This window comes from Alishewanella sp. HL-SH05 (assembly GCF_052655985.1).
On the sequence record NZ_CP199753.1, the window covers coordinates 56,053 to 77,310 of the forward strand.

Genomic DNA, 21,258 nt, shown 5'->3' on the forward strand with positions numbered 1-21,258 from the left:
AAAAAGAAAGCTATTCCTTTGCCAACAACCCATTCTGTAGCCAACTGACAAACTCGTTAGGATGAGAAATAAAGGGCGCATGCGAGGCTTTGTTTAATACCGTGCAGTGCGCTTTTGGCAAAAGTGTTTGTAGTTCAGGCACTACCGCAACTGGCACCAATGAATCAAGCCGACCAAAGCAACCATACACCGGCTGGCTTAAGGTGCTAAACGTTTGCCTTAAATCTTGCTCTGTTAATAAACGTAAAGCCCCGTGTACGGCCTCGTCTGCAGGCAAAGGTGCGGCGGCAATCGCCTGTTTAAGCTGTTGAATATCAGCGCGGGCATGTTCTGATCCCATCGCCTGGATCGCCAGAAAACGCTGAATAGTCAGCGCAATATTCTGGGTCAGTGCTTGAGCAAATTGCTCGAGTACTGCCGCTTGCATACCAGGCCAGTTGGCGTTCGCCAGAAAACACGGTGAGGCGGCAACTAACCCTAATCGCGCAACCTTATTGGGATAACGTGCGGCAATGGCAATAGCCAATAGCCCCCCCAACGACCAACCGCATAGATAACTTTGTGCAGGGATCATCGCCGCTAGTTGCGTTACAACGTCGTCAAAAGCATAGCCGCTTGGAAAACGCTGATTCATGCCAAAACCCGGTAAATCTGGCGTAACGACCTGATAATCTTCTGATAGGGTGGCTTTAACTTGCTGCCAGACACCGCTGTTCAATCCCCAACCGTGCAATAGCACCAAGGTTGGCTTAGCATTTTTACTCATTTCTGCCATGCTTATCCCATTTACACTGACCACTGATGACTATGCGGCTACTCGACACACTGCGCTGGCTATGGCAAAAACTTCTGCCGTCTCCCTGCTTGTGGTGCACCCTGCCAGTGCTCAACCATCAGCAATTGCTTTGCCCTGATTGCCAAGCTGCTTTACCGCAATTACCTTTTGCCCTCTGCCATTATAACCTGCTCTGGCTTCCGGCAGTCAGCAATGGTTTAACAGATTGCCAATTTGATCGCTTACTCAGTTTAGCTTGGTATCAATTACCTTTTCAGCATTGGATCCGCCGTTGGAAATTTCATGCCGATGCTTATTCGGCCGCATTATTACAGCAGCAGTTTGTGCAACTGCTGAAACACTATCAAGCTGCAGGCCATCCCTTGCCCGATGCGATTGTGTATGTGCCAATGACGCGTAAAAAAGAGCGGAAACGTGGCTTTAATCAAGCCAAAATACTGGCTGAGCTTGCCGCCAGCAACTTGCAGTTGCCATTGTTGGATATTTTACAACGCAGCAAAGACGGCGCACATCAAGTGGGGTTAAATCGACAACAGCGCCAGCAGAATTTAAAAGGGGTGTTTCAAATAACTTGTGCCGGCAAATTACCGGCACATGTAGTGTTAATTGATGATGTTGTAACAACCGGCGCAACAGCCAACCAGCTGACGCGCCTGCTAAAACAGCATGGTGCTAGCCTGGTTAGCGTTTGGACGCTGGCAGTAACCCCCGCGTTTAACTACTCGTCATCCTCTTCATCTTCCGCGTTAGCACTAAAACCATGACCTAAATACAGTGCGTTGACGAGTAAACGGCTTGAACCTTGGAAATAGCCACGGAACACCGGGTTATCCGTCATACCAATGACCCGACCACGACCTAAGTTATGCGCAACGAGAGCCGCACCTTCGGCTATGCGTGGTACGTATTCTGCTGCGGTGTAACCGGCTAAATGGGGTTCAGCACTGTACTTAGCAACATTAACAAAGGGTGCTTTGCTTGGCTGTAATAACACATTAGAGTTTTTAAACAGCGGCATATCTTTACGATTGAGACCAAAGGTTAACGGATGTGATAAATCCAATTCAGCCTTAAAAATAGCCCCAGCAATGCGACGTTTGCCGGCCAAAGCCTCTTTATCAGCATAGGTTAATTCATTAGCAGGGATCAGCTCGGCCATATCATCTGCAGTCCACACCGCAGCTTGTAGCAGTTTGGCTTGCGCTAACAGAGTGGCGCCACCTTTATGACCCCACAAAATACCGCCTTGCATGGTCCATTGCCGTAAACGATTAATGTCTGCTTCAGACCAGCTACGGTAGTTACCATCTGGCACAATAATATGGGTATAGCGGCTTAAATTAACTCGTGATAAGCGATCAGGCTCAATCATACTGGGTGAAACACCGGCTAAACGCTCGAGGTTAAACCACACTTCACCGGCTTCTGTGGAATTGACACCTGGCCCTGCCACCACTAACACTTGCGGTAAAGTAACAGGCGTAAAATTACTACTACCCAGATCACTACCACGACTGTTTAGCCCTGTGGTGAGGGTATGGATGGGTAAATTAAAGCGCTCTTGTATTTTTTGTAAGCGGAAAAACCAATCTGCATGTGACTGTAAACCCGCAGGGATAACCATGGCACCCGCTTTAAAGCCGCGATTACCTTTGGTGGTAGTCCCCGTAAAATCACCCAGCGCTGCACGCACCACTAAACCTTCAGCCAGCATCGCCTGCAGCATTACTGGGGCTTGCTGATCCTGCCAATTTAATACGTAGGCATAACCTTCTGCTTCTGGCGTTTGTTGCGGTGCCCGAGGCTGCCATTGCCAAGGTTGTTCAGCTAAGGCACGGCCAGGCTCGCGGTTGACCTGAACAAAATCAATGTTATAAGCATAAGGCAGGGTCCAAGCCGACACATCATAAAACGTGTTGTCATTAAAGGACTTATCGGTACTAAAGGCCGCTTTTAATAACCGATACTGCGCCTGTTGTAATGGCACGTAATAACTTTGACCGGCTTTAAACTGTTGTTGCTCATATTGCCAATCTTGCTCTAACGGATATACCGTGATCTGATGCTGTGCTAATAAACGCAATAAGTCCGTTAAACGACTTTGATCTTGCGATTCCGTTAAGATATAGCCTTTAGCGCGATCACTGCGGGCTTGCTGCGCGGCAGACTCGAAAAACGCTTGTTGATAGGTTAATAGCTGTTGCCGATTGGTTACAGCACCACGAATAGTTGATAACGAGGCATCAAACTGGTTTTTAATGGCATCAGCAAAAGCTAAGACACCATTAATCGACTCTTGGGCATGGCCACGGCTACTGGCTTGTTCAAATAAGATGCCGACACTGCCATTGATATCCGGATAGGTTGAGCCTTTACCGATATAAAAATCATCGAAGCTTTCTTGCGTGTAATACAGTGCGCCTCGTTGATTAAAGGCTTGCGCATGAAAACCCGCCATCATTTTAGTCAGCTCAAAGTTGCGCTCAGGTGTTAATGGGTAATTGCGTGACGGAATGCCGGGCTGGAAGAAAAACGTGCTGTTGGTACCCATTTCATGATAATCGCCAACAATATTCGGCTGCCATTTGTGAAACTGCACTAAACGCGCCTGACTTTCCGGATGTTGCAGTAATAACCAATCCCGATTTAAATCAAACCAATAATGATTGGGTCGGCCGTTCGGCCAGGGTTCAATATGCTCACGATGTTGTGGATCTGTCACCGCAACTTTGCCTCGATGCATATTCACCCAACTTGCAAAGCGGTCATTACCATCAGGGTTTAAACTGGGCTGAATTAAAATGATGGCCTGCTTTAACCACTGCTGTACTTCTGGATTAGTGCTTGCCGTTAAATAATGCGCTAAAACCAAGGCTGCGTTGGCGCCACTCGCTTCATTACCATGGATACTATAACCCAACCAAATGACCACTGGGCTATCTGCAGTAATGCGAGCATTGCCTTGCACCTGAGCTAAATGCTGCAAGCGAATTTGTTCTAAATTAGCTAAATTTTCAGGAGAAGAAACAACCAATTGTAGCAACGGCCGCTGCTCATGAGTTTTCCCGATAACTTCCAGTTGTGCTCTATCCGATTGAGCTGCGACCACTTCAAAATAACGTTGAATTTGATCATGTCGCGCATGCCAGTCACCCACTTTGAAACCTAACACCGCTTCAGGTGCGGACACGTCGTTAATGACTTTTTCGTTGAAGTAGTTGGCCTGTACCTGCCAAACTGTAAAAAACAAAATAATTGTAGCCAGTTTTTTCATTACAATCCCCCGAGTTTATGCGCTAAGTTAGCCAGAAAGCAGCACAAAACTCAAGCAGGGCTGGCATCGCCGCAATAGGAAGAGTATCATAAGGCATAACCTAGTAATTTAGTCAGGTACTACTATGATTGCAATTTCAGAACAGGCTCAAACCCACTTTGCCAAGCTGTTAGAAAAACAACCTGCTGGCACCAACATTCGGGTGTTTGTGGTCAACCCTGGCACGGCTCAGGCGGAATGTGGCGTGTCTTATTGTCCACCCGATGCGGTTGAAGAAACCGATATCACGCTGAACTTTACCGGCTTTGATGCGGTAGTTGATGAAGAAAGTAAACCTTACTTAGTGGACGCAGAAATCGATTTTGTAACCGATCAGATGGGTTCACAGCTGACATTAAAAGCGCCGAATGCCAAAGTACGTAAGGTGAGTGACAACGCCCCTTTAATGGAACGCGTGCAATATGTCATCGATAGTGAAATTAATCCGCAATTAGCCAACCATGGTGGCCGTGTTAGCGTGATGGAATTAACACCCACTGGCGTGGCAATCCTGCAATTTGGCGGTGGCTGTAATGGCTGCTCACAAGTCGACTTAACGTTAAAAGAAGGCATTGAAAAAGAGTTATTAGCACGTTTCGAAGGCGAGTTGTCTGGCGTAAAAGACATTACAGAGCACCAGCGCGGCGAACACTCTTATTACTAAGTGCGCTAGCAGCATTTTATTACCAACTATGCTATAACAGCCTCGATATCCTTATTGGGGCTTTGTTATGCGTGCGCTGATACTTCTGTTACTTTCGTTAATACTTTCTCCGGCTCAAGCGGCCGTAATGTTGATTTATCATCATGTTGCCAGCGACACGCCGCGTGTGAGCAGTGTTACCCTAGATGAACTTCGCGCCCATCTCAGTTATTTTCGCGATAACAACTTTCAAGTTATTGGCCTTGATGTGTTAATTCAACAATTAACCTCGGGACAACCGATTGCCGATAATGCCGTGGTAATCACCTTTGATGATAGTTATGAAAACAATTTCACCACGGCCCACCCTATTTTGCAGGAATTCGGCTACCCCTATACGCTTTTTATCAGCCCAGGCGCGATTGATCAGCGTATCGGGCCGGTGCTAACTTGGCCGCAAGTCAAACAAATGTCAGATGATGGCGTGTTAATCGCTAACCACGCCATGTGGCATGAGCATATGGCAACACGCAATAAAGATGAAACAGAAGTGGCTTGGTTAGAGCGGATGAAGCAAAGTATTCTGCAAGCAGAGCAGCGCATTCAAGAAGAAACGGGCCAACAGCATAAATGGTTAGCCTACCCTTATGGCGAATTTAATAATGCACTAGAAGATTTAGTGCAGCAATTAGGCTTTATTGGTATTGGTCAGCAATCGGGAGCCATTGGCCCTTTAACAAAATTAACGCGGATCCCGCGTTATCCTGCAGCGGGTCAGTATGCGGTTCTCAAAGATCTCAGTCAAAAATTGCGTACGCTGGCCTTTCCTATTACAGAGTATTTGATGGCCGATCAGCAAGTCAGTGCTAACCCTCCTACACTGCGCTTATCCCTGCAAATAGAGGATTTTCGTCGGCAACAACTGCGCTGCTATGCAGGCAGTGAAGTGCTTGAGCCGGTCTGGTTAAATGCAACAACATTTGAAGTCACCGCCAGTAAACCTTTAAATCGCGGACGCAGTCGTTATAACTGCACTGCGCCATCGCTCAGTAAAAAAGGTTATTTTTATTGGTATTCGCAACCTTGGTTAAACGCAGGCTAAGGTCAATAACGTTATTTAAGTTGCGCTAACACCAACGGGAAATCGGCAAGCAGCTGTTCGGGATCAATCACCGGCGGCTGCCCAACCACCATCTCGGGTTTAAACATAGCTACCACTTGTCCTTGTGGATTCAATAGCACCACCGAAGCACTATGATCAACCAGATAATTGCCTTCGGCATTACTGCTCATGGCGTACATCAAACCAATATTTCGAACAAACGGAAACAGCTGATCGTGCCCTGCCGTAACACCTAACAATGCCGGTTGCTGAAAATAATTGACGTACTCGTTAATTTGCTTCGGCGTATCACGCTGTGGATCAACCGAAATAAACCAGATTTTCAATGGCTCGTTGAGCATTTTCGCTAATTCGGGCTGCACACCCGCAAGCTTAGCTAAGGTCAGCGGGCAAATATCTGGGCAAAAGGTGTAGCCAACAAAAGCGAGCGTCCATTGCCCATACAGATCTTGTCGACCAACGGTCTGACCATGTTGATCGGTTAAGCTAAACTCGGCTAAATTTCGCGCCTGTGGATATACCAATGCCTGCTTCGGCGCTGCGGGTTGTTGTAACATTAAAAATGTTAGCACACCGGCGACCAATGCCCCTACGGTCAATAATAAATAACTAATACTACGAAACATAAAGCGTTAATACCTTAAAATAATGATCGACCACTAACACCAAAAATAGCAACATTAAATGCACAATGGAAAACTTAAAGGTTGCCATCGCTGTGCTGGCCTCTGCAAAGAATTTCAGTTTCCACGCGTACTGCAAAAACCGTAAATTCAGTAACGTACTGGCCACTAAGTAAATAGCGCCGGTCATGCCGACAATATAAGGTAAGAGACACACAATGCATAGTATTAGGGTATATAACAGAATGGCACTTTTTGTATATTCAATGCCATGCGTTACTGGCAACATGGGCATATTCACTTTGGCATAATCATCGCGACGGTGGATAGCCAGCGCCCAAAAATGCGGCGGTGTCCAAGCAAAGATGATCATCACTAAGAGCAGAGCATGACCATGAATATCACCGGTAACAGCAGCCCAACCTAATAAAGGGGGCATGGCGCCCGCTAAACCACCAATCACGATGTTTTGCGGGGTGGCCCGTTTTAAAAACATGGTATAGACCACTGCATACCCAAACAAACTGAGTAAGGTTAACCATGCTGTCAGCGGGTTTACTGCAAAGTACAGCAAAAAAAAGCCCGCTAAGGCTAAGCTGCAAGCAAAAATCACCGCTTGTTTGCTGCTAACCCGACCACGAGCCACTGGCCGACTGTGGGTACGAGCCATTTGTGCATCAATGCGCTGATCAACTACATGGTTTAACGCTGCGGCGGCAGCCGACAATAAACCGATCCCCACCGTCGCTGAAAACAACAAACCAAAGGAAATCCATTGATCTGTCGCCAACACCATTCCCACCCAAGCGGTTAACACTAACAAAGCGACAACCTTAGGTTTAGTAAGCTCTAAATAGTCGCGCCACAGCCGGCTGTGCATCCCTGATAATAATAAGGTTGCCATATTATCTCTCCCTGCCTTGTTGCTGATTAATTTGATAGACCGATACCACAACGAACATCAGCAAACTGGCACCGACAAAGTTGTGTGCAACTGCATTTGCTAAAGGTAGGTGTAGCACAATATTGAGCACGCCCAAGGTAAATTGCAGTAACAAGGTCGCGCCAATGGCCAGTGCTAAGCGCTGCATTAGCGAAGATTGGGCATTCTTGAATAAACGCCACGCATAAAAGGCCACCACGCTAAAGGTAATAAGCGCACCAATGCGGTGTAATACATGGATGGTGGCACGAGCATCTTGCGACATCACGCCATATTCGTAATCACCATGACCAAGATGTAAATCGAAGGCCTCTGCAAAAGCTAAACGATTTGACCATCCCGTTTCACACAGGGGTAAATCTAAACAGGCCAAAGCCGCATAATTTGCTGCAGTCCAGCCGCCTAGAGCAATTTGCATCAACACCACAATAGCCGCCAAGATGGCGAGAGGTTTTAGACGAAGCAATTGAGGCTCTCGACTAAGCCAATGAGGATGCACCTTAAGCCAATATAAAGCCAATAAGCAAAAAATGCCAAAACCAAACAGTAAGTGTGCCATCACTACCAATGGAAATAGGCCCATCGTAACCGTTAGTGCACCGAGCAAGGCCTGAAAACACACTAAGATAATTAACGCTGTGGGAATAATAGTTAAACGCCGTTGTTGCCAAACACTACTGATAAAGAGTGCGGCAATCAGCAGACCTAAAGTACCGGCCAAATAGCGATGCACCATTTCATTCCACGCTTTATGCGTTTCTAAGGGACGCTCAGGAAAACGCTCAGCGGCTATTAACACTTTTTCTGGATGGGCCGGCACCTTCAAAAAACCATAACAACCTGGCCAATCTGGACAGCCTAAACCGGCGTCCGTTAAACGGGTGTAAGCGCCTAAAATGATCACGAGCATGGTCCAGCATAGGGTCAAAGTGACCAATTTTTTATGTAATGTCATACGCTGGTCCTGTCGTAATTCATCAACTTCATTAAATCGCTGCGGATCGATTTAGCTGTAACCGCCATTTGTTCTGCTTGCTCTGGCATCGGATAACGCAATAACACCAGGCCGCGTTGATCAACCAGCACAATTTGGTTTTGTAATGCCGCCGTAGCCGCATTGGTTACATCTGACTGCGGAAAATTGGCATAGTCAGCCGGTAATTGCTGGCCAACATACACCGTTTGCACTTGGTTTTGCTTGCGACCTAATCCGGTATACAGTTGCTTTACGGTGTATAAAGCTTGCTGGCAGGACTTTTGATCACACGCTGCAGCAACCACTGCAATACGCCAATGATCTTGGCGAGCACTGGCATCATCGAGTAAATAGATCTCTTGTTCCAACCAAGCCCCCTGACTGCTCGAACCAGGTGAAAACCAACCGAGCTCTAACACCAGCTTAGCCAAGGCCAATGGCAGAGCACAGCAGAGGATAAACAACAGCAGAAATTTGTTTTTATTCATGTTTTTTCTCCAATTGCAAACTAGCTGCAAGCGCAACACCTAATACCGCGATGGCTAAACCTAACCACTGCACGGCATAACCGCGATGTTTTTCAGGCGGTAACACCACGGCTTTATAGTGCGGAATAAAACGAGAGGGCGCTTGCTGATAAATAACGGCCGCATAAAGCGGTACCGGCAGTTGTTGTTGTAAAGCAGTGATATCGACTTGTTGCATACGCATCGGGTAAGTATTGCCTTCAAGGTTTTGCCCAAGCAGCACGCCACCTAATTTTGTTCTCACTAGACCCGATACACTGACTTCAGCAGGGATGGTTATTTCAGGTAAACTTTGACGACTGCTTGGCGCGGCAACCCAACCTAAATTAACGAGTAACGCGGGTGCCGTTGCTTGAAATTGCACCGGTATTAACACATCGTAACCGACGCGGCCTTCGACAATTTTATTATCTAATAACCACACGTAAGGGGCTAACCAACGGCCAGCATCTTCTACTAACACACCATCGGCCTCGGCACTGACCAAGTTAAACAGTTGCGACGCAGAGATAGCACCTTGCTGCTGCAATACGGCCAACTGTTGTAATTGCTCGGTTTTTTCTGCGGCACGTTGCCATTGCCAATACGACAGCTTGATTAATATTAAAAAAGCGGCCAGAGTAATAAAGCACCACAGCCGATTAACGTTAAATAAGTGACCGAACAACTTAAACTGCATCAGTCAAACTCCGGAGATGAAATGATAATAAAAATAGCCATCGTTCTATTGCTGATCTATATCGTGGTTAATCTGGTAAAAGCCGGTTTTAGCGTTATGCGTCAAACCGAATCCAGCCACAGCTTGTCTCACTATCTTGGTAAACGGGTGTTGTTTTCAGCGATCGCCCTCGCCTTAATTATTATCGCGATGGCGACCGGACTGATTGCACCTAATGCCCGCCCTTATTAAAGCCGTTTAAATGATGTAGACAAAGACAAATAAACATAACCAAACCACATCAACAAAATGCCAATACAGGGCACCGGCTTTAAAAGCGAAATGCTTTTCTGGCGTGAAGTGCCCTTTTAACACTCTAAAAAAAATAAACAGTAGAATGATTGCACCCAGCGTGACATGTAAGCCGTGAAAACCGGTTAACAAAAAGAAAGTGTTACCGTAAAAGCCAGAGTCTAAGCGTAAGCCAAGATCACGATAAGCATGAATATACTCATAGCCTTGTAAACACAAAAACACTGCGCCTAAGAGCAACGTCAGCAACAAAAACAACTTTAATTGGCCACGCTTTTCTTTTTCTAACCCCACATGCGCAAAATGCAATGTGACAGACGAAATCACTAAGAGCGCCGTATTAATGGTCGGTAAACCCCATGCTGGCATCGCTTGTGTTTCAATACCACCGGGCGTTTTTAGTAGTGGCCATGACGGCTGAAAATCGGGCCATAAAATAGCAAAAGTCATCGCATTGTTACTGGCACCACCGAGCCATTCCATCGCAATCACCCGGCCATAAAACAAGGCACCAAAAAAGGCCATAAAGAACATCACTTCAGACACAATGAACCAAATCATACCTTGTCGGAAAGACCGATCCATTTGCGCACTGTATAAACCGGCCATAGATTCATCGATGACATTTCTAAACCAACCTACCAACATAAAAATGAGGATGGCAAAACCGGCAAGCAATAACCAACCGCCAAAACCACTTTGTTGCTTACTGACATCAATCACGTAATGCCCAGCACCAAAGGCAATACAAAACATCGCTACCGCACCGACTATTGGCCAAGGGCTTTGTGCCGGTACATAATATTTTTCATAGGTCTTATTCATTATTATTCCCCACTTTTTGCTGTAGCAGTGTCCGGCTGCCAACTGGCAGTCACGTCATACAGGGTGTAGTTCAATGTAATCGTGCTGAACTGCGCCGGTAGCGCCGGATCGACATAAAACTGCACAGGCATCAGCATATTATTGCCGCCCGCCAGTTGCTGTTGGGTGAAACAAAAACATTCAATCTTGTGTAAGTAGAGTGCAGCTTGGCCTGGCGAAACCGATGGCACCGCCTGGCCTACAATCATGCGGCTGGTGGGGTTTTCTGCGATATAGTTCATCACGTAAATTTCACCTGGATGCACCGTCAAACGGCGGATCTCGGGTTTGAAAATCCACGGCATGTCTTTGTTTGGTCGCGCCAAAAACTCAATGGTCACTTCGCGGCTAGTGTCGATATTATTCGCCAGCACAGTGGCTGGCGTTGCCGAGGGTTTGCCATTAATACCGGTAATATCACAAAACACGTCATATAAAGGAACTAAGGCAAAACCGAAGCCAAACATCAGTAACACAACCAGTAGTAATTTACTGACCAGCGTACGATGCAGCTGCATAAACCCTCCGCTACTTAATTACGGGTGGTGTTTCAAAGGTGTGATAAGGCGCAGGTGACGGCACTTCCCACTCTAAACCTTCAGCACCTTCCCAAACCTGCGCAGTAGCGGGCACACCGCCGCGCGCACATTTAACCAACACCCACACAAAGATCAGTTGCGACAGGCCAAACAGGAAGCCACCGATACTGATAAAAGCATTAAAGTCAGCAAATTGCAGGGCATAGTCAGGGATACGGCGTGGCATACCCGCTAAACCAACGAAGTGCATTGGGAAAAACAACATGTTTACAGAAATCAAAGAACACCAAAAATGCAACTGGCCAAGACGCTCGTCATACATGTAGCCGGTCCATTTAGGCAACCAGTAATAAGCCGCCGCAATAATCGAAAACACTGCGCCTGTTACTAACACATAGTGAAAGTGTGCTACCACGAAATAGGTATCATGGTACTGGAAGTCAGCTGGCGTTATCGCCAACATCAAGCCCGAGAAGCCACCGATGGTAAACAGCACAATAAAGGCTAAGGCAAACATCATCGGAACTTCAAACGTCATGGCCCCTCGCCACATTGTGGCCACCCAGTTAAACACTTTTACCCCGGTAGGTACCGCAATTAACATAGTGCAATACATAAAGAACAAGGTCGCAAACACCGGCATCCCCGTAGTAAACATATGGTGGGCCCAAACCAAGAACGACAAGATAGCGATACTTGCGGTGGCATACACCATAGAGGCATAACCAAACAACGGTTTACGGGCGAAGGTTGGAATAATGGCGGAGATAATGCCAAAGGCTGGCAAAATCATGATGTACACTTCGGGGTGACCAAAGAACCAGAAAATATGCTGAAACAGCACGGGATCACCGCCACCGGCAGCATCAAAGAAACTGGTACCAAAAAATTTATCCGTCAACACCATGGTCACGGCACCTGCTAATACAGGCATAACCATAATCAGTAAGAACGCTGTGATAAACCACGTCCAGACAAACAATGGCATTTTCATCCATGTCATACCAGGAGCACGTAAATTCCAAATGGTGACGATCACGTTAATTGCCCCCATAATGGAAGAAATACCCATGATATGCACCGAAAACACAAACAGCGCCGTACTGTCACCGCTGTAGGTTGTCGATAACGGGGCATAGAACGTCCAGCCAAAACTGGGGCCACCGCCTGGCATAAATAAACTAAGTAAAAGGATCAAGAACGCAAAAGGTAAGATCCAAAAACTCCAGTTATTCATCCGTGGTAACGCCATATCTGGCGCACCAATCATCATTGGGATCATCCAATTAGCTAAACCGGTAAAGGCCGGCATTACCGCGCCAAATACCATAATTAAGCCATGCACTGTGGTCATTTGGTTAAAGAAGTGAGGTTCGACAAATTGCATACCCGGCTGGAATAACTCCAAACGAATAACCATTGCCATACTGCCGCCAAGGAAAAACATCACCAAAGCGAAAATAAGGTACATGCTGCCGATATCTTTGTGGTTCGTGGTAAACAACCAGCGTTTTATGCCGCTAGGTTTATGATCATGCGCATGATCATCATGTTCAGTAGTAATTGCTGACATCGGTTATTCTCCCTTGCCTTGCTGGACAGCGAACACATCGGCAGCCTGCACGGTATCACCGGTATTATTATCAAAAGCATTACGGGTATAGGTGATAACCGCTGCTAATTCTTTTAAGCTGAGTTGCTTACCAAATGCCTGCATCGCGGTACCCGGGCGACCATTAACCAACACATTAATATGGCCGTTGCGATCGTTAAGGATTAACTCGCTGCCTTTTAACGCAGGGAAAATACCAGGTAACCCCATACCAGTAGCCTGATGACAGGCGACGCACCAACCTTGATAGATTTTTTCACCGGTACTCATTAACTCTGCCATGCTCATATTCATGGCAAGTAATTCTTGTTCGGCGGCTTTTTCACCGGCGATCCGCGTTTCTTCTTGCTGGATCCACGCTAAATAATCTTCTTCGCTTTTGGCGATCACCACGATTGGCATAAAGCCATGGTCTTTACCGCATAACTCAGTACATTGCCCACGATAAGTGCCAGGCTCGTCTACCCGAGTCCATGCTTCGTTAATAAAGCCAGGGTTCGCATCTTTTTTAATGGCAAATGCAGGTACCCACCACGAGTGAATCACATCATCTGAGGTCATTAAGAAGCGAATTTTTTTCCCAACAGGAATCACTAAGGGCCGATCGACCTCTAATAGATAGTTTTCACCCTTGGCCAGTTTATTGGCCACTTGCTCTCTGGGTGTCGCTAATAATGAAAAGTACTCAACATCGTGTTCAAGGTATTTATAATGCCATTTCCACTGCGAACCGGTAATTTGCACGGTCACATCGGCAGCAGAGGTGTCATCCATCGCCAATAGGGTGGTCGTGGCGGGAAATGCCATCACAACAAGAATAACGACCGGAATGGCCGTCCACAGAATTTCAACCTTGGTACTTTCATGAAATGAAGCCGGCTGCACCCCTCTTGCTTTGCGGTGAAGGATCATGGATACAAACATAATCCCAAACACCACTGCACCGATAGCACAACAAATCCAGAAGATGGTCATATGCAGTTGATAAACCTGCTGACTGATCTCCGTAGCGCCTTTGGTCATATTCAAAGGCATAGATGTTGATGCATTTGCCGATGCGGCAAAAAATAGGGTCGGCAGCGACCAAACCAGACAACGCGTGTTTGTCACTGTACTTCTCCTCTGTCATTTGCATTGCAAACTGCAGAAACCAAGAACACAGAACTACACGGCTTTTATGTAAACCCATCCTGACCGAATCTATGTGATAAGTTTCGCAATTTCTTATTTTTATTATTTTTTGTGATTTCGAAGCAAGCGCTGAAACCAGCAACTGTTAACTTTAATTATTTTTTGAACAGTTACCGCTTAAGAATTGTCCAGTATGAGCGTTATGTAAACCCCTAAAATGCAAAAGCACCGATAAAACCAAGAGGTCATACCAGTGCAATTATAAATTAACTTGTTGAACAGCGACTATTTTATAGCCAACTGCCGTTACGGATCACACCTACAGCAAGGCCTTCAACGGCAAATTGCTGTTCACGTAAATCGATTTTAATCACCTCAAAATCTGGATTTTCAGGAAGCAATAAAACTTCATGTCCTTGCCGCTGGAAACGCTTTACCGTTACTTCATCATCGACACGGGCGACAATCACTTGGCCATGTTCTGCTTGAGTGGTTTTATGCACGGCTAACAGATCGCCATCGAGGATGCCGATATCTTGCATACTCATACCTTGTACCCGAAGTAAAAAGTCAGCATGGGGTTTAAATAAATGCGCATCAATTTGATAATGATTTTGTACATGCTCAGCGGCTAAGATAGGTTGGCCAGCGGCAACTTTACCCACCAAAGGCAAACCCAATTGCTCGGGAACGGAATCGTCTTCCAATAAACGAATGCCTCGCGAGGTACCGGGCATCATTTCCAGTACCCCCTTTTTAGCTAAGGCTTTGAGATGTTCTTCCGCTGCATTGGCAGATTTAAAACCTAAACGCAGCGCAATCTCGGCACGCGTGGGTGGCATTCCGGTTTCTTGTTGGTAATCTTTGATTAATTGCAGAATTTCGGCCTGACGAGGCGTTAATGGTCTCATAATGCTGGCTACCTATACAGTAAGTACTGTCAGTATATACAGCCTTTTTCGAAATGCCAAGCGTTGTTCTGCAGCTGAATTTGCCAGCTTACGCAGCTGTGGTATTCTTAGCACTGTTCAGTTTGCTCGGTATCATTATGTTCTCAAGCTTGTCGTTACTGACCTTATTATTAAAATGGCCTATTCGCCTACTCGTTAAATTCAAAATCGTTCCTGATAACCCCCTACAACAACTGGGAGTTAATAAAGAACGGCCATTATTTTATATATGCCACACCGAATCAGCCAGTGATGTCGCCACGCTGCGTCGCGTTTGCCAGCAACTAGCCTTGCCCGATCCGCTTAGCCATGTCGAACTGCGGGGGCAGAAATTATCACGCATCTTATTTCTCGAAAAACCTCACCAAATCATTGGTGGCCGCAGCGATACCCGTGCATTAAAGCAAGGACAAACATTACTCGCGGCTCATTTAGCCAACCCCAAATTACAGGCACAGCTGATGCCGATCTCGATCTTATGGGGCCGTGCACCAGGTAAGGAAGACAGTATTAAATGGTTACTGGGGGAAGCACATTCACCTAACTGGTTAGCTAAGTTACTGATTGTATTTATCTCAGGTCGACACACGCTGGTGCGCTTAAGTAAACCAGTAGATCTACAACAAATGGCTGGACAATTTGGCGCTGAAGCCAGCACTGCCAGAAAACTGCTGCGCATGTCACGGATCCACTTTTATCGACAGAGACTGGCAGCAACAGGGCCAAAACTGATGAACCGCAGTCAGTTATTTAATGCGCTATTAGCCACGCCTGCGGTTAAAAAAGCCATCGCCGATGAAGCGGCTAACCGCAATGGAGATTACGCCGCAGCGCGACAAGAAGCTCGCAAATTACTGCAAGAGATTGCAGCCGATTACCGCACGTCAACTTTACGTTTTGGTGATCGTATTCTGACATGGTTATGGCAAAAGCTTTATGCTGGCATTAAGGTCAATAATGTCGACACTTTGCGCGATCTGGCGCAAAAAGGACATGAAATTGTTTATGTACCTTGCCATCGAAGTCATATGGATTACTTGCTACTCAGTTATATTATTTATCATCAGGGGTTAGTGCCACCGCATATCGCCGCAGGCATTAACTTAAATTTCTGGCCTGCAGGCACGATTTTTCGTCGTGGCGGGGCATTTTTTATTCGACGCAGTTTTAGTGGCAATAAGTTGTATTCAACCGTTTTTCGCGAATATTTAAGCTTGCTGTTTATTAAAGGTTATGCGGTGAAGTACTACACCGAAGGTGGCCGGAGTCGCACGGGACGTTTATTAAACCCTAAAACCGGCATGCTGGCGATGACCGTACAATCAATGCTGCGTGGCATCGATCGCCCCGTTACTTTAGTGCCGGTTTATCTGGGTTATGAGCATGTCATGGAAGTAAACACTTACCTCAGTGAATTGCAGGGCTCTGGCAAGAAAAAGGAATCGATTGGTGGTGTACTTAAGGCGATCCGAAATTTACGCGATTATGGCTTTGGCTATGTTAATTTTGGTGAACCCATTTCACTCAATCAGTATTTAACGCAGCAAATACCGGATTGGAAAAGCGAGATTAATTCTCTTGAAGCGCCTAAACCGCAGTGGCTGAACCCGCTGGTGGCTAAATTGTCTGAGCAAATTATGCGACATATCAATCAGGCCGCGGCATTGAATAGCATTAATTTGCTGTCACTGGCGCTATTAGCCAGCGATAAACAAGCCATTAGTCGGCAAGAGCTGATCCAGCAACTTGACTGCTACCTGCAACTACAACAAGGTGCCCCTTATCATAGCTTGGTGACACTGCCGCATATGTCTGCCACAGACATGATTGATCATGCCCTGCAGATGAAAAAAATCCAAGTCAGTCGGGATAGTTTCGGTGATGTCATCAGCTTAACGCCAGCTAATACCGTATTGATGAGCTATTATCGCAATAATATTCTGCATTTATTTATTATCCCAGCCATCTTAGCCTCAGCCGTTTTACATCAACAACAAACGAGCCAAAGCCAGCTAATTCGTATTGCCGAACAATTGTATAGTTTGCTACGCCAGGAATTATTTTTGTATGTGCCCTCGGTAGGCAACTACGTAAAAACCATCTTGCAACAACTTACGCATCAGGGTTTAGTCCGGTTAGATGATGAGTATTATCGTGCGCCCTCTCAACACAGTCGCGAATATGTGATGCTGGAGCTGCTCGCACATAATGCCGAGCATACTTTACAGCGTTATGCTGTGGTCTTTAATTTATTGCGCGCGCATGGCCCATTAGATCGTGCAGATTTAGAGCAGCAAAGCCATCAGTTGGCGCAACGCTTGCTAACACTACACGGTATTAATGCGCCGGAATACTACGATAAAAATTTATTTGCCACGTTAAGTCAGGCACTAAAACAGGCAGGCTATACTCAGTTGGATCAAGACAACCGAGTATGTGCCACGGCAGAGCTTAGCACCCTATCTCAAACCGTGAATGTGCTGCTTCGCAGTGACGTACTGCAAAGTATTAATAGCATTATGCCGAAAGAATGTCGGGCTTAATCAGCACTGGCATACTCGCGAATAACGCCCTGTTGAATGGTGGTTGCTACAAGGCGGCCCTCACGCGTAAAGAAGTGGCCGTGCACCAAACCACGGCCGCCTGATGCCGCAGGGCTATCTACTGCATATAACAACCAGTCATCAAAGCGGAAATCATGGTGAAACCACATGGCATGATCAATCGTGGCCACTTGCATGTTTGGCGCTAAAAATGAGCGACCATGCGGTTGCAGTGCCGTGGGTAAAAAATTAAAGTCAGAGGCATAAGCTAAGAGATATTTATGCACGCGTAAATCATCCGGCATATTGCCATTAGCTTTAAACCAAACAAAACGCTTAGCGGCACTCACTTGTGGCGAAAAAGGGTTTTGAAAATCGACAGGTCGCATTTCAATCGGTTTTTCGCAGATAAATTTACTGCGTAACTTCTCTGGAATTTGTGCCGCATGTTGCTGATAAAAGTCTAAATCAGAAACTAATTCTTCCGGTGCCGGTACTTCGGGCATGGCAATTTGATGCTCAAAACCCACTTCACCGGTTTGAAACGACGCGGTCATATAAAAAATGGGTTTGCCAAATTGAATAGCGCTGATCCGTCTGGTGCTAAAACTCTTACCATCGCGGATGTTTTCTACTTCATAGACAATCGGTTTGCTGGCATCACCGGGTCTTAAAAAATAAGAGTGAAACGAATGGATTTTGCGCTCTTCAGGTAAGGTTTCTTTCGCCGCAGATAATGCCTGCCCCATCACTTGGCCACCAAACACCGCTTTGAAGCCTAAATCTTGACTTTGGCCACGATATAACCCTAACTCAATGCTTTCTAGCTTCAGTAAAGACAATAGATTTGCTAATACCTGACTCATATTCCGGCCTGTTCCATGATAAAAAGTCCTGTTATTCTGCCGTAATTCATGGAGACTGGCAAAATGAACTATTGGATATTTAAAACAGAACCGGCCGAATGTAGCATTGATGACTTTGCTAATGCGCCAGAACAAGCTATTGTTTGGGAGGGTGTGCGCAATTATCAGGCACGTAACTTTTTACGAGATGCCGTAAAAATTGGCGACCAAGTGCTGATCTATCATTCCAGTTGCCGCGTTATAGGTTTGGCAGGAATAGTAGAAGTTGTCCGGGCGGCTTACGCTGATCCCAGTCAGTTTCAAACTGACAGCCCATACTATGATAAAACAGCAACAACTGAGCAACCGCGATGGACCGCCGTGGATTTGCGATATTTGACACGATTCTCGCAAGTGGTCAGGTTGGACAAAATCAAAAGCTCAGTTATGATGAAAAATCACTCGTTAACCCAACGAGGAAATCGTTTATCTGTCATGCCGTTATCTAAAGAACAGTGGCAATCATTACTTGATTTACAGTAATGCAGTGCAGATGAATCGATCTTAACCATCTTGGAGCCCAGTATGTTTGCAACTCAGTCACAAGAAAGGCGCCGGATTAATAGGGACATTGATTATTTTTGGCAACAACTTAGCTTAGCTCAGAAATTTGCTGTTTCTGAACTGCAGCGGTATGGTTACCAATTACAGTTTGTTAGGAATATGGCATTTGGAAAAATTGCGGTGCTTGATTTTGATGGCAAGCTGGCAGCCATTGATCATCATGGTGAAATAGATACCGCACCCAATATTGTCTTACGTCATTAAATTTGTTTGCCTGCTGCTTATTACAGCTTCGCTTCAGGTTTAAAATAAGTATGCCGGCACTTGCCGGCATACTTATTTAGACTGATTTATCTACTCTGTAGCCAGTTTTTGAGCAATATAACGCCGAACTTGTTGCTCTAACACCGCTAATGGCACACTGCCATTACCTAATACCACCTGATGAAACTCTCGAATATCAAAACGCTCAGCCAGTTTCTGCTCGGCCTCTTGTCGCAAACGTTTAATGGTTAGCTCACCCAACTTATACGACAGAGCCTGCCCTGGCCAACTGATGTAACGGTCAATCTCGGTTTGCACATTATGTAACGACAGTGCCGTATTTTGTGCTAAGAAATCGATAGCCTGTTGCCGACTCCAACCTAAACTGTGCATACCGGTATCCACAACTAATCTAGCGGCGCGCCACATTTCATAAGTTAAGCGGCCAAAGTTACTATAGGGATCCTGATAAAAACCCATCTCAATACCTAAGTACTCCGCGTATAAGCCCCAGCCTTCACCAAAAGCTGAGGTGTAAAATGAACGACGATAATCAGCCAGTGTTGCTTGCTCTCTGGCCAAGGAAATTTGTAAATGATGGCCCGGCACCGCTTCATGCAGCGTTAACGCTTCCATTTCATATAATGGCCGCCGATTTAACGCATAGGTATTAACCCAGTAAAAACCCGCTTGATCATCACGGGTTGCTCCCGAATAACGACCGGTTGTGTATTTAGGAGCAATTTCAGCAGGGACTTCTACCACACCATAAGGTGTCCGCGGCAATAGCTTGAAAAAACGCGGTAATTGCGCATCGGCGCGTTTTGACAAATACGCGGCGTAACGCAGCAGTTCGTCTGCTGATTGCGGATAAAATTGTGGATCGGTGCGTAAAAACTGAACAAAGTCAGCAAAACTGCCGTCAAATCCCAAGCTATTAATCACTTGCTGCATTTCAGCTCGAATACGTTTTACTTCAGCCACACCGGTAGCATGCACCTGTTCAGGTGTTAATTTTAACGTTGTGTAATGCTCTAAACGATTTTGATAAAACGCCTTACCATCGGGCAAGTTGCTTGCGGCAATATCATCCCGCGCCCCAGGCAGATACTCATCAATCATAAACTGATAAAACGCTTGAAAAGCCGTATTCACTTCTAATCTGATTACATTTTTGGCTTGTTGTTGATACTGCTGCCATTGCATATCGGTTACAGCCGCCGGCTTTTGCAATAAAGGCTGAAAAAATACGCTTTGTTCTATATTTGTCACAATATAAGAGCTAATACTTTGCTCGTATCCCGCCAGCACGGCCTTAGGTTGAGTAATACCCTGACTTAAACCTTGACGCATCCAGCTAATTTGCTGCGACATATACTGGGGTACCGCTGCTAACTTCTGTAAGTACTGCTCGATATCGTTAATGTCTTTGATGGCAGTACGCTGCAAGCTAAACGCTAAAGCAGTATGAAAACCGGATTCAGATGTCAGCGGCATCAGATGGGCATTAAAACGATACTGGTCAATTTCATCAGCTAAACGATAGGCCAAAATGGCATGGTCAATTTGCTCTTGTTCAGTTAACTGCGAGCTGTCAATCGCCAATAAACGTTGCTGTAATGCTAAACGCTGATTTTGCCGCAAGCTCATGGCCTCAGCAGACATATCCATTAACTGCCCTGGTGCGGCAGTTTGAAGAGCTCTTTCCGCCAACCAAATGGTATTTGCCACCTCTTCAAAACTTAAGGCTGCTGGTGCGGGCGCTTTTGAAGCACAACCACTCAGCAAGGCTAATGCGGTTAATACGCCTGCCACTCTTTTTATTGTCATTAGCATAAACACACCCTGTTTTAATCGCTCATTCTTGATTGTAGCGGCTTTATTCTCAGATAGCAGCCCTACGAAACGCAGTATTACTGATGTCTATCGTGAGAATTAAGTAATGGAATTTTAATTTCCGTATCAACTTTGGGATTTATTCACTGAATATAACAAATTATCCATAAAACCTGTTGCCACTGACGTTATATCA

Annotated in this window: 21 protein-coding genes; 7 read left to right on the forward strand and 14 right to left on the reverse strand. The window is 45.9% G+C overall.

Annotation, left to right across the window (positions count from 1 at the left end; translation table 11 throughout):
* Positions 1 to 10: 10 nt before the first annotated feature.
* A complete protein-coding gene (gene bioH / locus ACUJFL_RS00285; protein ID WP_306178579.1) occupies positions 11 to 775 on the reverse strand; it encodes a pimeloyl-ACP methyl ester esterase BioH in 765 nt (254 codons plus the stop codon).
* Positions 776 to 801: 26 nt separating this feature from the next.
* Between bioH and ACUJFL_RS00290 the strand changes: the two genes are divergently transcribed.
* Positions 802 to 1,560, forward strand: a complete 759-nt coding sequence (locus ACUJFL_RS00290) for a ComF family protein (protein ID WP_445428163.1) — start codon at positions 802 to 804, stop codon at positions 1,558 to 1,560.
* On the opposite strand, the gene ACUJFL_RS00295 is transcribed toward ACUJFL_RS00290, so the two are convergent.
* Positions 1,515 to 4,070, reverse strand: a complete 2,556-nt coding sequence (locus ACUJFL_RS00295; RefSeq protein ID WP_445428164.1) for a M14 family zinc carboxypeptidase — start codon at positions 4,068 to 4,070, stop codon at positions 1,515 to 1,517. The two genes, ACUJFL_RS00290 and ACUJFL_RS00295, sit on opposite strands and share 46 nt — an antisense overlap.
* 124 nt (positions 4,071 to 4,194) lie before the next feature.
* Between ACUJFL_RS00295 and nfuA the strand changes: the two genes are divergently transcribed.
* Together nfuA and ACUJFL_RS00305 are read left to right on the forward strand one after the other, a co-directional pair.
* Positions 4,195 to 4,773, forward strand: coding sequence for a Fe-S biogenesis protein NfuA (gene nfuA, locus ACUJFL_RS00300; protein ID WP_226751332.1), 579 nt, complete (start codon positions 4,195 to 4,197; stop codon positions 4,771 to 4,773).
* A 67-nt stretch (positions 4,774 to 4,840) separates the two neighbouring features.
* Entirely contained in the window at positions 4,841 to 5,854 is a 1,014-nt protein-coding gene (locus tag ACUJFL_RS00305; RefSeq protein ID WP_445428165.1) for a polysaccharide deacetylase family protein, read from the forward strand.
* A gap of 11 nt (positions 5,855 to 5,865) precedes the next feature.
* Here ACUJFL_RS00305 and ACUJFL_RS00310 read toward each other — a convergent pair whose 3' ends face one another.
* From ACUJFL_RS00310 to ACUJFL_RS00330, 5 genes are read right to left on the reverse strand one after another with little or no spacing between them, the layout of a single operon-like run.
* Complete coding sequence (locus ACUJFL_RS00310) at positions 5,866 to 6,501, reverse strand: SCO family protein (protein WP_226751334.1); 636 nt, start codon at positions 6,499 to 6,501, stop codon at positions 5,866 to 5,868.
* Positions 6,491 to 7,402 (reverse strand): heme o synthase, encoded by a 912-nt coding sequence (gene cyoE / locus ACUJFL_RS00315; protein WP_445428166.1) that lies wholly within the window; start codon positions 7,400 to 7,402, stop codon positions 6,491 to 6,493. The genes ACUJFL_RS00310 and cyoE overlap by 11 nt, the downstream gene beginning before the upstream one ends.
* A gap of 1 nt (position 7,403) precedes the next feature.
* Positions 7,404 to 8,396 carry a COX15/CtaA family protein gene (locus ACUJFL_RS00320; protein WP_306178583.1) on the reverse strand — a complete coding sequence of 331 codons (993 nt, stop codon included), beginning with the start codon at positions 8,394 to 8,396 and terminating at the stop codon, positions 7,404 to 7,406.
* A complete protein-coding gene (locus ACUJFL_RS00325; protein ID WP_226751337.1) occupies positions 8,393 to 8,905 on the reverse strand; it encodes a hypothetical protein in 513 nt (170 codons plus the stop codon). Before ACUJFL_RS00325 ends, ACUJFL_RS00320 begins: the two co-directional genes overlap by 4 nt.
* Positions 8,898 to 9,623, reverse strand: a complete 726-nt coding sequence (locus ACUJFL_RS00330; protein WP_226751338.1) for an SURF1 family protein — start codon at positions 9,621 to 9,623, stop codon at positions 8,898 to 8,900. Before ACUJFL_RS00330 ends, ACUJFL_RS00325 begins: the two co-directional genes overlap by 8 nt.
* 21 nt (positions 9,624 to 9,644) lie before the next feature.
* Between ACUJFL_RS00330 and ACUJFL_RS00335 the strand changes: the two genes are divergently transcribed.
* Complete coding sequence (locus ACUJFL_RS00335) at positions 9,645 to 9,854, forward strand: DUF2909 domain-containing protein (protein WP_226751339.1); 210 nt, start codon at positions 9,645 to 9,647, stop codon at positions 9,852 to 9,854.
* Positions 9,855 to 9,860: 6 nt separating this feature from the next.
* On the opposite strand, the gene ACUJFL_RS00340 is transcribed toward ACUJFL_RS00335, so the two are convergent.
* From ACUJFL_RS00340 to lexA, 5 genes are all read right to left on the reverse strand, one after another.
* Positions 9,861 to 10,739 (reverse strand): cytochrome c oxidase subunit 3, encoded by an 879-nt coding sequence (locus ACUJFL_RS00340; RefSeq protein ID WP_226751340.1) that lies wholly within the window; start codon positions 10,737 to 10,739, stop codon positions 9,861 to 9,863.
* Between the two features lie 2 nt (positions 10,740 to 10,741).
* Entirely contained in the window at positions 10,742 to 11,296 is a 555-nt protein-coding gene (locus tag ACUJFL_RS00345) for a cytochrome c oxidase assembly protein (protein WP_306178584.1), read from the reverse strand.
* Positions 11,297 to 11,306: 10 nt separating this feature from the next.
* Positions 11,307 to 12,890, reverse strand: coding sequence for a cytochrome c oxidase subunit I (gene ctaD / locus ACUJFL_RS00350; RefSeq protein WP_226751342.1), 1,584 nt, complete (start codon positions 12,888 to 12,890; stop codon positions 11,307 to 11,309).
* A gap of 3 nt (positions 12,891 to 12,893) precedes the next feature.
* Positions 12,894 to 13,964, reverse strand: coding sequence for a cytochrome c oxidase subunit II (gene coxB, locus ACUJFL_RS00355; protein ID WP_226751446.1), 1,071 nt, complete (start codon positions 13,962 to 13,964; stop codon positions 12,894 to 12,896).
* 386 nt (positions 13,965 to 14,350) lie between these two features.
* Positions 14,351 to 14,971, reverse strand: coding sequence for a transcriptional repressor LexA (lexA, locus tag ACUJFL_RS00360; RefSeq protein WP_445425720.1), 621 nt, complete (start codon positions 14,969 to 14,971; stop codon positions 14,351 to 14,353).
* 80 nt (positions 14,972 to 15,051) lie between these two features.
* On the opposite strand from lexA, the gene plsB reads away from it, so the two are divergent.
* Entirely contained in the window at positions 15,052 to 17,553 is a 2,502-nt protein-coding gene (plsB, locus tag ACUJFL_RS00365) for a glycerol-3-phosphate 1-O-acyltransferase PlsB (protein WP_445425721.1), read from the forward strand.
* On the opposite strand, the gene tesB is transcribed toward plsB, so the two are convergent.
* Positions 17,550 to 18,419, reverse strand: coding sequence for an acyl-CoA thioesterase II (tesB, locus tag ACUJFL_RS00370; RefSeq protein ID WP_229586042.1), 870 nt, complete (start codon positions 18,417 to 18,419; stop codon positions 17,550 to 17,552). The genes plsB and tesB overlap by 4 nt on opposite strands.
* Before the next feature lie 63 nt (positions 18,420 to 18,482).
* Here tesB and ACUJFL_RS00375 point away from each other — a divergent pair, with 63 nt between their 5' ends.
* Complete coding sequence (locus ACUJFL_RS00375) at positions 18,483 to 18,941, forward strand: EVE domain-containing protein (RefSeq protein ID WP_226751346.1); 459 nt, start codon at positions 18,483 to 18,485, stop codon at positions 18,939 to 18,941.
* A 42-nt stretch (positions 18,942 to 18,983) separates the two neighbouring features.
* Complete coding sequence (locus ACUJFL_RS00380; protein ID WP_226751347.1) at positions 18,984 to 19,226, forward strand: hypothetical protein; 243 nt, start codon at positions 18,984 to 18,986, stop codon at positions 19,224 to 19,226.
* Between the two features lie 90 nt (positions 19,227 to 19,316).
* Here the strand turns inward: ACUJFL_RS00380 and ACUJFL_RS00385 are convergent, their stop codons facing one another.
* On the reverse strand, positions 19,317 to 21,062 hold the full coding sequence (locus ACUJFL_RS00385) for a DUF885 domain-containing protein (protein WP_445428167.1): 1,746 nt from the start codon (positions 21,060 to 21,062) through the stop codon (positions 19,317 to 19,319).
* Positions 21,063 to 21,258: the final 196 nt, after the last annotated feature.

Excerpts from the sequence above, each read along its gene's own strand:
- ACUJFL_RS00290 (WP_445428163.1), top strand. The coding sequence starts at position 802 with ATGACTATGCGGCTACTCGACACACTGCGCTGGCTATGGCAAAAACTT.
- coxB (WP_226751446.1), bottom strand. The coding sequence starts at position 13,964 with ATGCCTTTGAATATGACCAAAGGCGCTACGGAGATCAGTCAGCAGGTT.
- ACUJFL_RS00310 (WP_226751334.1), bottom strand. The coding sequence starts at position 6,501 with ATGTTTCGTAGTATTAGTTATTTATTATTGACCGTAGGGGCATTGGTC.
- ACUJFL_RS00375 (WP_226751346.1), top strand. The coding sequence starts at position 18,483 with ATGAACTATTGGATATTTAAAACAGAACCGGCCGAATGTAGCATTGAT.
- ACUJFL_RS00305 (WP_445428165.1), top strand. The coding sequence starts at position 4,841 with ATGCGTGCGCTGATACTTCTGTTACTTTCGTTAATACTTTCTCCGGCT.
- bioH (WP_306178579.1), bottom strand. The coding sequence starts at position 775 with ATGGCAGAAATGAGTAAAAATGCTAAGCCAACCTTGGTGCTATTGCAC.
- ACUJFL_RS00335 (WP_226751339.1), top strand. The coding sequence starts at position 9,645 with ATGATAATAAAAATAGCCATCGTTCTATTGCTGATCTATATCGTGGTT.
- ACUJFL_RS00385 (WP_445428167.1), bottom strand. The coding sequence starts at position 21,062 with ATGCTAATGACAATAAAAAGAGTGGCAGGCGTATTAACCGCATTAGCC.
- nfuA (WP_226751332.1), top strand. The coding sequence starts at position 4,195 with ATGATTGCAATTTCAGAACAGGCTCAAACCCACTTTGCCAAGCTGTTA.
- ACUJFL_RS00295 (WP_445428164.1), bottom strand. The coding sequence starts at position 4,070 with ATGAAAAAACTGGCTACAATTATTTTGTTTTTTACAGTTTGGCAGGTA.
- ACUJFL_RS00345 (WP_306178584.1), bottom strand. The coding sequence starts at position 11,296 with ATGCAGCTGCATCGTACGCTGGTCAGTAAATTACTACTGGTTGTGTTA.
- ACUJFL_RS00340 (WP_226751340.1), bottom strand. The coding sequence starts at position 10,739 with ATGAATAAGACCTATGAAAAATATTATGTACCGGCACAAAGCCCTTGG.
- ACUJFL_RS00380 (WP_226751347.1), top strand. The coding sequence starts at position 18,984 with ATGTTTGCAACTCAGTCACAAGAAAGGCGCCGGATTAATAGGGACATT.
- ACUJFL_RS00320 (WP_306178583.1), bottom strand. The coding sequence starts at position 8,396 with ATGACATTACATAAAAAATTGGTCACTTTGACCCTATGCTGGACCATG.
- tesB (WP_229586042.1), bottom strand. The coding sequence starts at position 18,419 with ATGAGTCAGGTATTAGCAAATCTATTGTCTTTACTGAAGCTAGAAAGC.
- ACUJFL_RS00330 (WP_226751338.1), bottom strand. The coding sequence starts at position 9,623 with ATGCAGTTTAAGTTGTTCGGTCACTTATTTAACGTTAATCGGCTGTGG.
- ctaD (WP_226751342.1), bottom strand. The coding sequence starts at position 12,890 with ATGTCAGCAATTACTACTGAACATGATGATCATGCGCATGATCATAAA.
- lexA (WP_445425720.1), bottom strand. The coding sequence starts at position 14,971 with ATGAGACCATTAACGCCTCGTCAGGCCGAAATTCTGCAATTAATCAAA.
- ACUJFL_RS00325 (WP_226751337.1), bottom strand. The coding sequence starts at position 8,905 with ATGAATAAAAACAAATTTCTGCTGTTGTTTATCCTCTGCTGTGCTCTG.
- cyoE (WP_445428166.1), bottom strand. The coding sequence starts at position 7,402 with ATGGCAACCTTATTATTATCAGGGATGCACAGCCGGCTGTGGCGCGAC.